The sequence below is a fragment of the Bordetella genomosp. 10 genome (assembly GCF_002261225.1).
Lineage (GTDB): Bacteria > Pseudomonadota > Gammaproteobacteria > Burkholderiales > Burkholderiaceae_B > Bordetella_C.
In genome coordinates, this window is sequence record NZ_NEVM01000005.1 from 1,840,703 (window position 1) to 1,853,605 (window position 12,903).

13 protein-coding genes and 1 pseudogene are annotated in these 12,903 nt (G+C 63.4%); 9 read left to right on the forward strand and 5 right to left on the reverse strand.

The features are described from left to right. Window positions 1-126 precede the first annotated feature (126 nt). Complete coding sequence (locus tag CAL29_RS24295) at window positions 127-663, forward strand: dynamin family protein (RefSeq protein ID WP_094855501.1); 537 nt, start codon at window positions 127-129, stop codon at window positions 661-663. On the opposite strand, the gene cfa is transcribed toward CAL29_RS24295, so the two are convergent. Next, on the reverse strand, window positions 644-1,810 hold the full coding sequence (cfa, locus tag CAL29_RS24300; RefSeq protein WP_094855502.1) for a cyclopropane fatty acyl phospholipid synthase: 1,167 nt from the start codon (window positions 1,808-1,810) through the stop codon (window positions 644-646). The genes CAL29_RS24295 and cfa overlap by 20 nt on opposite strands. Window positions 1,811-2,577: 767 nt before the next feature. Here cfa and CAL29_RS32345 point away from each other — a divergent pair. The 3 genes and pseudogenes from CAL29_RS32345 to CAL29_RS24310 all read left to right on the forward strand — a co-directional run. Further along, window positions 2,578-2,697 (forward strand): annotated as a pseudogene (locus tag CAL29_RS32345) (ionic transporter y4hA); the annotation flags it as partial. A gap of 107 nt (window positions 2,698-2,804) precedes the next feature. Next, window positions 2,805-3,254 carry a hypothetical protein gene (locus CAL29_RS31710; RefSeq protein WP_179284166.1) on the forward strand — a complete coding sequence of 150 codons (450 nt, stop codon included), beginning with the start codon at window positions 2,805-2,807 and terminating at the stop codon, window positions 3,252-3,254. 60 nt (window positions 3,255-3,314) lie between these two features. Next, the gene (locus tag CAL29_RS24310) at window positions 3,315-4,136 is read left to right on the forward strand and encodes a universal stress protein (RefSeq protein WP_094855504.1); all 822 of its coding nucleotides are present in this window, start codon (window positions 3,315-3,317) and stop codon (window positions 4,134-4,136) included. Here CAL29_RS24310 and CAL29_RS24315 read toward each other — a convergent pair. From CAL29_RS24315 to CAL29_RS24325, 3 genes are read right to left on the reverse strand one after another with little or no spacing between them, the layout of a single operon-like run. Continuing rightward, window positions 4,119-5,327 (reverse strand): amidohydrolase family protein, encoded by a 1,209-nt coding sequence (locus CAL29_RS24315; RefSeq protein ID WP_094855505.1) that lies wholly within the window; start codon window positions 5,325-5,327, stop codon window positions 4,119-4,121. The two genes, CAL29_RS24310 and CAL29_RS24315, sit on opposite strands and share 18 nt — an antisense overlap. A gap of 27 nt (window positions 5,328-5,354) precedes the next feature. After that, window positions 5,355-6,833 (reverse strand): sodium:solute symporter family protein, encoded by a 1,479-nt coding sequence (locus tag CAL29_RS24320; RefSeq protein WP_094855506.1) that lies wholly within the window; start codon window positions 6,831-6,833, stop codon window positions 5,355-5,357. Next, entirely contained in the window at window positions 6,830-7,039 is a 210-nt protein-coding gene (locus CAL29_RS24325; RefSeq protein ID WP_094855507.1) for a DUF3311 domain-containing protein, read from the reverse strand. The genes CAL29_RS24320 and CAL29_RS24325 overlap by 4 nt, the downstream gene beginning before the upstream one ends. A gap of 182 nt (window positions 7,040-7,221) precedes the next feature. Between CAL29_RS24325 and CAL29_RS24330 the strand changes: the two genes are divergently transcribed. From CAL29_RS24330 to CAL29_RS24345, 4 genes are all read left to right on the forward strand, one after another. After that, complete coding sequence (locus CAL29_RS24330) at window positions 7,222-7,959, forward strand: GntR family transcriptional regulator (RefSeq protein ID WP_094855508.1); 738 nt, start codon at window positions 7,222-7,224, stop codon at window positions 7,957-7,959. 236 nt (window positions 7,960-8,195) lie between these two features. After that, window positions 8,196-9,308, forward strand: a complete 1,113-nt coding sequence (locus CAL29_RS24335) for a helix-turn-helix transcriptional regulator (RefSeq protein WP_179284167.1) — start codon at window positions 8,196-8,198, stop codon at window positions 9,306-9,308. Window positions 9,309-9,545: 237 nt separating this feature from the next. Continuing rightward, the gene (locus CAL29_RS24340; protein WP_094855510.1) at window positions 9,546-9,983 is read left to right on the forward strand and encodes a hypothetical protein; all 438 of its coding nucleotides are present in this window, start codon (window positions 9,546-9,548) and stop codon (window positions 9,981-9,983) included. Further along, complete coding sequence (locus CAL29_RS24345) at window positions 9,984-10,727, forward strand: hypothetical protein (protein ID WP_143277739.1); 744 nt, start codon at window positions 9,984-9,986, stop codon at window positions 10,725-10,727. A gap of 65 nt (window positions 10,728-10,792) precedes the next feature. On the opposite strand, the gene CAL29_RS24350 is transcribed toward CAL29_RS24345, so the two are convergent. Further along, window positions 10,793-11,566 (reverse strand): IclR family transcriptional regulator, encoded by a 774-nt coding sequence (locus CAL29_RS24350; protein WP_094855512.1) that lies wholly within the window; start codon window positions 11,564-11,566, stop codon window positions 10,793-10,795. A 212-nt stretch (window positions 11,567-11,778) separates the two neighbouring features. Between CAL29_RS24350 and CAL29_RS24355 the strand changes: the two genes are divergently transcribed. Beyond that, a complete protein-coding gene (locus CAL29_RS24355) occupies window positions 11,779-12,873 on the forward strand; it encodes a CobW family GTP-binding protein (protein ID WP_094855513.1) in 1,095 nt (364 codons plus the stop codon). Window positions 12,874-12,903: the final 30 nt, after the last annotated feature.

The following is a 12,903-nucleotide window of genomic DNA, read 5'->3' on the forward strand; positions in this document are numbered from 1 at the left end:
TGACGCAGCTACAGCGACGCATGCTCGACCAAGAGATGCGTCGCTTGCAACATGCCATGCGCCAAGTGTTCCAACGACACGAATTAACGGCGCCGCCTCTCGCTTCTGTTGCAATCGCTTGACGGTATGGAGCTCACCTTCGGCCTCCGGGATGCGCCTTGCCATTCCGCCGACGTGGATCTCGAAGTATTGTGCCGTACCGTCGATACGTACAGCCTGTTGGAGATACAGCCGGCGCTGTCGGAACTCGTCCGTCATGACGCGATGCGAGACCTGGTTGTCGTGGCACTCGGCCTTGCCAATGCCGGCAAATCTTCATTGATCAATCGGCTACTGCAAAACGATATATTGCCGGTGGAGGCGACGCCAACGACGGCTGTGGCGACGCACATTATCCACGGCCATCAATCACGGGGAATCGCTCGCATCGTATTGCGCAAGTACCTGCAATGGTCATTGCGTCGAACCCGGCTGGAAGCTGGATTATTTCCGGTGTTCAAGACTTACCTGTCCCGCCTTCACGAATGGCGGCGCGCGGCCCTGGATGACCTCTTGAAGGCCTTTACGGAAGCATGCGATCGGCGTTCCGGCATCCCGGCTACGCTTGCCGCCGACCTTGCGTACTTGCAAAGGATATCCTGCGCTACTTCATTTCGGGCCTGAAGTAGCCACCGGGAACACCGTTCTTGCTGAAGACCCATTGCCAAAGCTGGATATCCCGTGCCCGGAAGGCGCCCGCGCAGGACAGCAGATAGTATCGCCACATCCGATAGAAGCGCCGCCCTAGTTTCTCCTCGAATCTCGGCCACGCCGATTCGAAGTTCGCATGCCAGGCCATCAGCGTGGTGTCGTAGTCCGCGCCGAAGTTATGCAAATCTTCCGTGACGAACAAGCCACCCGCGGCGTCGCCGACCTGGCCGATGGAAGGCAGGTCGCCGTTGGGGAAAATGTATTTATCTATCCAGGCGTCGGGGACGCTTTGACGGAGATTCTTGCCTATGGTGTGCAACAGGAACAAGCCGTCGTCGGACAGGCAACGATGGGCGACCTCCATGTACGTCCGATGATTTTTCCGGCCGACATGCTCGAACATGCCGACGCTGACGATACGATCGAAGCGTTCGTTCAGCATCCGATAATCCTGCAGGCGAAACTCGATGGGCAATCCCGGATAACGTCGTGCCCCCCACTCTGCCTGTTCCTTGGAAATGGTCACACCCACGCATTGCACCCCATAGCGTTCCGCGGCGAACCCCATGAAGCTGCCCCAACCGCAGCCGATATCCAGCACCCGCATCCCCGGACGAAGATCGAGCTTGCGGCAGATCATGTCGAGCTTGGCCTCCTGTGCCTGCGCCAGCGTCTCGGCCCCGCCCGACCAGTAACCGCAGGTATAGGTCATTCGAGGGTCCAGCATGGCCTCGTAGAACTCGTTGCCCAGATCGTAATGGGCCTCTCCGACTTGCCACGCGCGCCGAATACTCTGCAGATTCAGAAAACGCGCCCGGAGCGCATGCAGCATCAGCCGCGCGGGCTTGACTTGCTTCTCGAGATGCGCCCTGATCACGCGGTCAAAGAATTGATCGAGATGATCGCACTCCCACAGCCCGTCCATGTAGGCCTCGCCGAGCCCGAGATTACCGCGCGAAAGGATGCGCTCCGGCACACCGGGACCGAGGTGGCGGATATCCCAGGGACGGGTGCCGCCGATCCGTATGTCCGCTCGACCAAGCAACTCGACGATCAGCCGGTATGCGCCAGACTCGGCATTTCCCTTGTCCGGGCTTACTTCAAGATCCGTCGTGGCCATTCTTACCTACTCCCTATTCGTGACCCACGGTCCTGGCCTCGCCTATTGCCGCCATCCATTATCTTGCCGCGCCGGATCGCGCAAATGACGAAGCTGGCGCCGCGGCGCAGCAACGGCCGCGATTGTATTCCCCCATTTCGCTGCGATGCAACGCCCCTGCCATTTCGTATTCGTGCGTGTTCATATTCCTTACCGCGAGCTTTCTATTGAAGAGGCGCGTTGATTTCCAGGAGGACGCTACGCTGCTACTTGCATGCGCGAATCGCTTCATGTAGCATTTTTTCCAGAGATGGCATCCTCTTTAATCGCTGGGCCCCTCCCCGCTAATGATGTCTACCGTCTACGCATCGGATGCGTATAACCTCTACAAGGACGGTAGATCATATGTGGTCCATCTGCGAATATCCCATTCAACTGGCCGGCCCCTTCCCCGCATTTTCCTCGCGTGCCTTTCCTCGTCACGCGAGCGCCTCGCCGGCGCCAACCGATATTGGCGCCAGGTGCGGCTGGCCTATCGGATATACGCCTGACGCGCCTCTCGCTCCGATGCCTCCTCCGCGCCATCGCCGCAAGCCAGATCAGCAATAGCCAGAGGCACTATCGCGAGCGCCGAGCGGCTCATGAACATGCACAGCGCGACGACCGCCTATCGCTTACCCCGATGGCCCGCCATCGCCACCGCCATTGCAGTGGCGGTGATCTCCGTCGCACGGCATGCCCGAATTCCTTCCATGGCGTTTCCGCTGGTGTTGGCGACCATCGTCGTCGCGGTCGTTGCAGCCGTCCATCATGCGCAGTTGGTCGCGCAGCGGGTCGGGCCGATCCTCGGCACGTTGGTCCTGGCCTTGAGCGTGACCGTCGTCGAAGCAGGTTTTATCGTCTCGGTCTCCTGCATGCGATTAAATCGACGGCATGGCTGCACGAGTATGTCAACGCCGCCCGGGATGCCGCCGCGCTTACGGTCACTTCTGATAACGACAAGCCCACCCGAGTCATGGCGGTGCTCAGCCTGACATTGCTGGTGATAACCTTGTTGACCATCTTCTATGGCGGCGAAACCCTGGCGCCGATGATTGAGACGATAATGCGCGACGCCGAGCTGCCTTACTCGGGCGTAGGCGTAATCATCGCGATGATCGTTGCCCTGCCCGAGACGCTGACGACGGCACGAGCGGCGCATGCGGGCCAGGTTCAGGTCAGTTTCAATGTCGCCTTGGGCTCTGCCATGGCCAGCATCGGCCTGACGATTCCCGTGGTGGCGCTGGCCTCGACGATCCTCCACATCCCGCTCGCCCTTGGCCTGGGCCCGAAGGAAATGGTGCTGCTCGTGCTCACGACGGTGGTCGGGATCCTGACCGTGGTTTCCGGGCGCGCGTCCGTCTTGCGCGGATCACTCCACCTGACGATTTGCGCGGCCTATTTATTCCTCGCATTTGTCCCATAGCATGGCGCGGCGCTCTCCGGACCGTGGGCCAGCGGCGGGATTGACGTAACTGGATGAACCATGACTACAAGACTGCTTGCCATCACTGCCGAGGCATTGACCACGACGGCCTGTCTGGACGCTGCCTATGCGGCGGCATCGGTGCTCGATGATGCCGAGATCGAGGCGCTGCACGTGGTTGTCGACCCACTGCAACTGATCGGCACCGCCGATGAAATCGCCCTGCAACAGGCCAGGATTCCCAATGAGGGTTCGGCACAGGAACGAGAGACCGCGGTATGGAACGCGTATGACCGCTGGCGGTCCAGGCACCCGGATATCACGATGCCGGTGTCGTGGAAAACGCTCGTGGGCGCCGAGGAGGATGGCGTCCAGTGGGAGGGAGCATCCTTCGACCTGCTGGTGATCGCGCGCCCACGCAATCTGGATGGACAAAATGCCTTGCATGCCGCCATTTACCATACCAGGCGCCCGCTGCTATTCGTCCCCGGGACTTGGCGCGCGAACGACGCACCGCCCTTTGGCCGCCATATCTGCATCGCCTGGCGCAATACCGCATCATGCGAACGCGCCGTCGCGGGCGCCATGCCCTGGCTGCGGCGCGCCGGCCAGATCACGTTGTTGACGATCGGCGTTGGAACCCATGGCGTCGGCGGACTCAAGGAACGTCTATCCGGCGAAGGCCTGCCGGCCCAGGTCTTCCAGGTCGAGTCCGAGGCGGCGCATCCTGGCGAGCAAATCCTCAACGAAGCCTACGGCTTGGGCGCGGACCTGCTCGTCATGGGAGCCTATCGGCATAACTGGCTGTTCGAGCTGCTCGTGCACAGCACAACGCGGCAAGTGCTCGCCAAGGCCGACCTGCCGCTACTGATGTCGCATTAGGCCATCGCGCGCCACGACTTGCCCGCCCGCCACCACCAGCCGCCGCACCGGACGCGCGACCACGGCTTCGGCTACGCCGTGGGCGTCGACCAGCACCAGGTCGGCACGGCAGCCGGGCTGCAGGCCGTAGTCGGCGAAGCCGCAGCCGCGGGCGCCGGATTCGGTCACGCAGTCCAGCGCGACGGCGAGTTCATCGTCGCGGCGCAGGTTGTAGCGCAGGCCGATGAGCATGGCGCGCTCGAGCATGTCCGGCACGCCATAGGGCGTCCAGGTGTCGCGAATACCGTCGTTGCCGCCCACGACGACGACGCCGGCGTCCCGGCAGGCCATGAGCGGCGGCACCGGGCGCGAAGCCGGCGCGCTGGTGATCAGCACCACGCCCAGCCTGGCCATGCGCGCCAGCAACGCGTCGCGTTCGGGCTGCGTCACCTCTCCCAGGCAGAAACCGTGGCTGATCGCCACGCGGCCTTGCAGGCCGTGCGCTTCGGCGCGATCCAGGATCAAACCCAGCGAAAAGGCGCCCATGGCGCCGGGCTCGTGCAAGTGAATGTCGATGGGCGACGCGTGGCGCTCGGCGATGCCGAACAATACGTCGAGCGAGCGCACCGGATCGCCGTCGATCGCACAGGGGTCCAGGCCGCCGAGCACGTCGGCCCCGGCGGCCATGGACCGGTCCAGCAACTCGGCCGTCCCGGGACGCCCCAGCAGGCCGGATTGCGGAAAGGCCACGACCTGGATCTGCTGCACGTCCTGCAAGGCGGAGCGGGTGCGCAGCACGCCTTCCAGGTGCCGCAGGCCGGCCTGGGTATCCACGTCCACATGCGTGCGCAGCCGCGTCGTGCCGTTCGCCAGGAACGCGCGGGCCAGCGCCAGCGACTGCGCGCCCGCGTCATGCCCACTTGCTTCGCGGAAAGCGCGCTCGTTGTCGATCTTGTCGATCAGTTGGGGGCCCACGTCGTTGCGGTACCAATCCAGGCCCCACATCGTCTTGTCCAGATGCGTGTGGCCTTCGACCAGGCCCGGCAGCAGCAGTGCGCCGTCCCCCTCTTCCACCCGGGCCGACGGTGAAGCGCCGAGATTCGCGCCCACGGCCGCGATGCGGCCTTCGCGCACCAGCACGTCCACGGGATCCCCTCCTAGCGGACGGACGTTGCGGACCAGCAGTTCGGGACCAGACGATACGGAAACCATGATGAAACTCCAGAAACCTTGCGTGGCTCAGGCTGCGGCGGGGACCCGCTCCGAGCGGGTCCAGGAACGCGGACCCGCCAGCGCCACCAGCGTGAAGACGACCGCATTGGCGGCCAGGGCCACCAAACCGACGTTGATGGATTTGACCATGATCGAGGCGTGCGGAAAAAGTTGCGCAAGGCTGACGCCGCCCAAGGTGTTGAGGCCGACGATCAGGCCGCCCACCACGATGCCCGCGATCGCGGCCTGCTTGCTGCCGAAGGGGTTCGGCCGCAAGCTGAACAGCAGCGAAGGCAGAAGCTGCGTCAGCAGGCTGGAAGCAAAGATGGCGACCGACACGATGGTGCTGCCGCCGCGCAGCACGAAGTACACGGCCACCAATGCGAACAGCGGCAAGGCGATGCGCGCGGCGCCCGCCACCTGGCGATCCGTCGCCTGCGGCGCGAAACCTTCCTTGTAGACGTTCCTGCCGATGATGGTGGAAGCGGTGAGAAGAATCATCGAGCCCGGCACCAGCGCCGTCAGCACGCCGGCGCCGCCTATGACGCCGACGAACCAGGGATCGAAAGTGATCTTGACCAGATGGAAAAGCGCCAGGTCGACGTCGGCGCCCTTGAGCCCCGGCACCTTGAGGATGGCCACGAAGCCCGCCAGGAACAGGAGCGCGATGACGATGGTGTAAAGCGGCATCAGGATGGTGTTGCGCCGCACGGCCTGCGCGCTTTTGGCCGTGAATACCGAGGTCAGGTTGAATGGATACAGGTAATAGCCCAGCGCCGTCAGCAGGATGGTGCTGTTGTACCAGGTAAGGTTCAAGCCTTCCTTCGGAAAGCTGAAGTAATCCGGATACTGGGCGTGGATGGCCTGGAACATCGGCGCGATGCCGCCGTAGTAATGCCAGGGCAGGTAGAAACCCAGGAAAACGGCCAGCCCCAGGACCAGGATGTCCTTGACCACCGCGATGTTGGCCGAACCGTGAATGCCGGAGAACAGCAGGTAGCCGACCATGACGGCCACGCCGATCCAGATGGAAACGCTGGGCGCGATGCCGCCGTAGGACGCCTCGGAAACGATGATGCCCAGCCCGCGCAACTGAATGGTCAGCAACGCCACCATGCCCGCCAGCGCCACCACGGACACCACGACGCTCAGCGCCCGGCTCTGGTATTTGTGGGCATAGAAGTCGGAGAACGAAACCAGCTTGTGCGCCGAGGCGTAGCGCCACACGGCCGGCAGCATCCAGAACGCGATGACGAAACCCACGCAGCCGTAGGCCAGGATGTAGAAGGTCGGCGCGCCCTTGCTGTAGGCCCAGCCGCTGGCGCCCAGGAAGGTGAAGGTGGAGAAGGCCTCGCCGGCCATCAGCAGGAACACCATGATCGTGCCCAGGCCGCGGCCGCCCAGCGCCCACTGCTCCAGGCTCATCTTGCGCCCGCGCCGGGCAAGAATCGCGAGAATCACCGCGAGGACCAGGAACGCGGCAATGACCGGCAGCGCGGCGTTCATCGTCCACCTCCCTGCTCGCCGCCCGCCGCCAGCGGATGCCGGCGGTCGATGAAGGCCAGGATCAGCGCGGTCAACACCATCCACACGACGTTCCAGAAGAGCAGGAAGGGAACGCCAAGCACGAAGGTCGGCGCCACGCCCGTGAGCCATCCCCCGCCAAAGAAAGCAAGGACCGGCAGCGCGGCCAGCCAGTAAACGGGTTTCATGCAAGGCCCCTTGAGATGAAATATAGTTGACCAAAAATAGGTATTTGGTTAACCATTTTAGATAAGCATGGTTCCCGGGACTGCCCGTGTAAACCCGAATGAAGACGGCATCCGTCCCAGTCCGGTCCCCTCGCAAGGTATCCCGCGGTAACATCAACGGCCGTTGAACCGATCCTCCTTTCATGCAGGCTTCCCCTCCCCGCCGTAACGCCGCCCGCCGCGCCGCGCCGCAAGACCCGCCTTCGAGCAACGAGGCGGAGGAGCGCGTCTATGCCGCCATTTCCAGCGCGCTGCTGAGCGGACGGCTGCGCCCCGGCACACCGCTGCGCGAGCGCGCGCTGGCCGAGGCGCTGGGCTGCACGCGCGGCGCCTTGCGCAAGGTGCTGGCCCGCCTGGGAGCGGAAAAAAGGCTGGTGCTGGAACACAACCGGGGCGCCTTCGTGCCCAGCCCCACCGCCGACGACATGCGCGACGTCTACCGCGCCCGGCGCATCATCGAGGCCGGGCTCGTCGCCACGCTGTTCGGCCGGCTCACGGACGAACAGACGGCCGCCTTGCGCCGCCACGTGCAGGCCGAACATAAGGCGTCCAGGGAAGGCCGCCGCGAGGATTCGGTGCGGCTGGCCGGCGAATTCCATCTGCTGCTGGCGCAGATGGCGGGCAGCGAGGAGCTGCTGGAATACACCCGCCAGCTCGTCGCCAACACCGAGTTGTACAAGGCCCTGTTCGACAGCGCGGCCGCCTCCCTCTGCGCGCCCACCGAACACGAGCAGATCATCGATGCGCTCACCGGCGGCACCTTGCGCCGGGCCTTGGACAAGTCCCTGGCGCACCTGGATCACCTGGAACAGCGCGTCATCGCCGGCGCCCGCGCGGAGCAGCCCGTGGAATTGGCGGATATTTTCCAGCGGATCTCGTAGCCCGTTTTTGTCGCCTGTTTTTGTCGCCTATAAGCATCGAATCCGCCCCCACGGACAGAATCCGATGCGCCACCCGGCCGACCGCCCACCGGCGGCAGGCCTCCCCGATAAGGCCCTTATTGCCACGCCCGGCGGAACGGTTCATGATGCTGCGACGCATTACCACATCTCGTTACCGAGAGTGCAGTTTCCGCATTGCCAGCCGAACCCGGGTTCGGCACTCGCCGGAGATACGCATGCCCCAGCCCGCACCTGCCACCCCCGCTTCCATTGCAGGCAACGCGCTCGATCTGGCGCTCGATGCGACCTACTGGAATCCGCTGCTGGAGAATCTCGCCGACTCCCTGCGGGGCGAGCACACCATCCTGATGCTGCGTGACGACCGCCCCGAAAACGGCGGCCTGACCGCCAGCGCCCGCCTGGCCTCCGACCATTTCCAGGCCTTCCTCGATCCCTCCCGGGCGCAGGAAATGGCGTCGATCAGCAGCCGGCTGGAAACGGACCGGGCAGTCAACTGGTCGCAGTTGATTTCGGAAAACGAATTCGAGCGCACCCCTTTCTACAACGAAGTGGTGCGGCCGGCCAACGGCTTCCACGCGGCGGTGATCCGGCATCGCCGGCCGGGATGGTCGAGCTTTCTCGCGGTCTGCCGTCCCCGCGGGCGCGGCGCGTTCGATTCGGCAAGCATCGCGCGCATGCAGGCCATGTCGGACGCCGTCACCATGAGCCTGGACCTGTACTGGCGTTTCTCCGCCGCGCGCACCAAGTCCGCCATGCTGGAGCGCATACTGGACCAGCTCGAAGATGGGGTCCTGCTCACCGACGCAAACGGAGCGCCGCTCCATGCCAACACCAGCGCGCTGCGCATTCTCGCGCAGCGAGACGGGCTTGCGCTGGGACGGTCGGGTCTGGTCGCGACCGCGGCGCCGTCCGCGCAGGCACTGAGCGACGCCATCGCGGCGGCGAGCCGGCCGGACACGCACGCCGAGCAGCGCCTGCGGATTTCCCGGCCATCGCGCCTGCCCATGCTGCTCACGCTTTATCCCATTCAGCATGCAGGCATGGAAATCGCCGGCGTGGGCAAGCCGGCCATCGCGATCTTCATCCACAATCCCGAAGCGCCCCGCGTCATCGACCAGAAGGCCGTCGCCGGCGCATTCTCCCTGACGGCGAGGGAGAGCGAGATAGCCTGCCACGTCGGCAGCGGCTGCTCCATCGACGCCATCGCCGCGATGCTGGGCCTGCAACGCAGCACGGTTCGTTCGCACCTGATCCAGATCTTCGGCAAGACGCAGACCCACAGCCAGGCGCAATTGGCGGCGTTGATGAACAGCTTCATCAGGCCGTAGCCGTCCGGGATTTCGGCAAGGCCGCGCAATGTGCGCCTTCCCACCATTTGGTGGATGCCGACCCAACGAAGTTTGGAAAGAATAATCCGGACGACGCCGAAGCACGCGACATTCCTGCCTCATGAGACGCCTGGCCTGACCCGGTCGCGGAGGACTGCCGGGCGCCGTCACCCTCTGCCTCGCCAGGACACGTCTTGCCGGGCGCAATGATTTCGACGGAACAGAGGCACCTACTCCATGATGAACGATCGATTTTTTGCCGCCGGGCCGCTCCCAAGGCAAGAAGCCCCCTTGGGGGGCAGCAAGCCGCGCGGCGTGGGGGCATTTTCCGAGCACCAGGCGGAGACCGTCGCCGCCGTTCCCATGACGCCGGCGACAGCCACGCGCGGCATCTATAGGAGATGCCTGTCCAGGCTGACCAATTTCTTCGGCGCCATCAGGGTCGTCACTTACGTTCCGACGATACTTGCCCTCTGCGAAAGCGGGAATTCCAGTCAATACAGCATCGCCACATGGCTGCTATGGATCGCGGCCAATGTCACGATGACCGTCAGCTTGTGGGAGCAGAACGACCGCAAGCCGAACAACCTGATCGTGATCAATCTATTCAACACCATGATGTGCCTGATAACGATCGGGTTCATTGCGTATTTCAGGCTCCCTGGCAAGGTCTGAATGAACGTCATCGCCGCTCCTACCCAACGAGGTGTCGCCATGCCAAGAAAGTTCCGCGGTTACGAACGTCTGGTGATATTTGTCCTGGCCTTGCTGTGCCTGATAGCCACGCCGGCGATCGGCCAGGTGTTCACGCAACCCATCCATGGCCTCACCGGTCACGGCAAGCAGTTCCGCATACAGTGCCAGGGCGGCGCCTGGGTCAATGGCATCACGATCCACAGCGGCGGCTGGGTCGACCAGCTCACGGCCCACTGCGCCGCCTTTCCCACCGGCAATCTCGACGAGGCGTCGTTCCGGCTGTCACGGAAGGTGCCCGATACGGCCAAGGCGGGAGGCAACGGCGGTTCCGAGGAAAAGACCTTCACCTGCCCCAACGACGGCTATGTCTCGGGCATCAAATACGGCTTCACCCGCAACGGCAACCAGCCGCAGTACCTGGACTATGTCGAGGTCAAATGCAGCACGCTGGACGACCATCCCGCCATCACGACAAGCTGCCTGTCGGCCGGAGACGGATGCTGGGACAAACATCCCACGCCGGGATCGTATAACGGCTACGGCCTGTCGTTTACCTCCAATTGCTCGGATCGCCCGCCCAATTCGCCCCCGAGTTTTGTCGTAGCAAGCGGCGTGGTCGGCTTTATCGGATGGGAAGGATCCTATGTCGACTCCCTGGGCATCGTTTGCGGGAGGCTGCCGGACAAACCGGTGAAGGCGGGGGCTGGGCACAATATCAAATAAGGTCGTGCCGGCGCTGCCGCCGGCCCCACTGGCGGGCCGGCTTGCCACTTACGGCGGGCGGACGATCAGGTACGCGCAACCCAGGCGCCATCGACCTCAGCCAACTTCCGACTGATTTGTTGGGCGGCATCGATCACTGCCGCACGAAACGGCTCGAGCCTGCACTGGTCTGCCCGGACGATCAGACTCAGTCCCGCCACAACGCGCTTTTCCAGAAGAATAGGCGCGGCGATGCCTATCGTGCCCGGGGTAATTTCCGAATCGCTGACGGCCACGCCGGCCTCGCGGATGGCATCGAGTTCCCGGCACAAATCCTTCAGGCTTTGCCAGTGCGAAACGGCACGAACCTGTTCTTCATTCGCGAGATACATGCGTTCGAGCGTGCGGCGGCTCTGATGCGCCAGGATGACCTTGGAGGTGGCGCCGCGGAACATCGGCATCGTGGCGCCCCGCTCGTAACGGCCGATCCGCGCTGCCGGATCGCCGATCTCCTGGTGAACGCACATGACTTTGTCCTGGTAGCTTCGCGTCAGGACGGTAGCCGATGAGGGCGTGGTAGCCGCCACCAGCCGGCGCATATGCGGCTCCGCCACTTTCAGCAAGGGATCGCCTTGGCGCATCAAGAGATCAAAGTGCGCGAACGTCGGTCCCAGCACATATCTGGCGCCTACCACCGGCGTCAAGAAATCGGCGTGAACGAGCTCCTGCACATCGCGATAAGCCGAGCTCACAGAAACGTCCATCTCCCCGGCGATCTCTTCGACCGACCATGCGCCCCGCCCGTCGAACAACTGCAGGATATGCAGTATCCGATTGCGCGTCCTGATTTCACCTGCCACGTAGACCCCTCGAGTTAGCGCGCCAGCGGGCGCACTCCAATTCGCAACAGTTGCGAAAAAACGTCATATCCAATTCTAGCAGTGTGCTCGGCAGGTCCTGGCGTCCTTGGCAGCCTCGGTGGAATCCCTTACTTGCCAAGCAACAGGCACAATGCAAAACTTTATTTATTCGCATTGATTGCGAATATCGTATTTTTTGCAGGAAATTGGCCGTGGACACCGCATCGTCTTCCGAACCTCGAATTCCAGTAACGCTTCTGACCGGCTTCTTGGGCAGCGGCAAGACCACTTTGCTCAATCATTGGCTGCGGGATCCCGCCCTGGCAGATGCCGCCGTCATCGTCAACGAGTTCGGTGAGATCGGCATCGACCACGCGCTGATTGCGAGCAGCAACGACCATACGATCGAATTGAGCACGGGCTGCCTGTGCTGCACCGTGCAGGGCGATTTGGTGGAGACGCTGCGCGAACTGCGTAGCAAGCGCAGCAATGGCAGCATTCCCGCGTTCAACCGGATCTTGATCGAGACCACGGGCATGGCCGACGTTGTTCCGGTAATCCAGGCCCTGATGACGTTTCCGGTTGCCTGTTCGTTTCGCCTCAATCGCGTCCTGACCGTGGTGGATGCGGTCAACGGACTTGCCACCTTGGCAGCGCATCCGGAAGCCGTGAAACAGGTAGCCGTCGCCGACGCATTGCTCGTCACCAAGACCGACCTGCCCGGCGCACAGGGCGCGATCCTGGAAGACACGCTCGCGCGCATCAATCCAGCCGCGGCGCGCATTGCCAGCGGATCGCCTGCTCGCCCGGATGCCGCCGTGCTGGACGGACCGGACGTCTACGACGCAGCCGCAAGACCGGAACTGGCCCGGCAATGGCTCAATGCCGCGATGTACGCAACCTCGCATGACGAAGAAGGGACGGGTGATGCCGAGCATGGCTATGGCTTCGGCCATCGTCCCGCGTATTCCCATGGCCATGCCCGTATCGAAAGCTTCTGCTTGAGCTTCGACCAGCCATTCGAATGGCTGCAGGTCAGCGCCTGGCTGGATGCCCTGGTCATGGCGCATCCGGATGAGCTGCTTCGCGTCAAGGGGATTCTCCATGTCGCCGGCCATCAACGGCCAATCGTCGTGCAAGCAGTCCAGCGTCTGTTCCATCCGCCAGCGGAACTACCCGCAGGAACTGACGTGGACCGGAGATCCCAGATTGTCTTCATCACAAATGGCTTGAGCAGGGACTACGTCCTGCAGGTGTGGAACACGGTGCGCGAGCGCGCCAGCCTGCCTGCCGCGCGAACCGCTTGATTATTTCGTCAACGCCCAAAAAAGGGAACA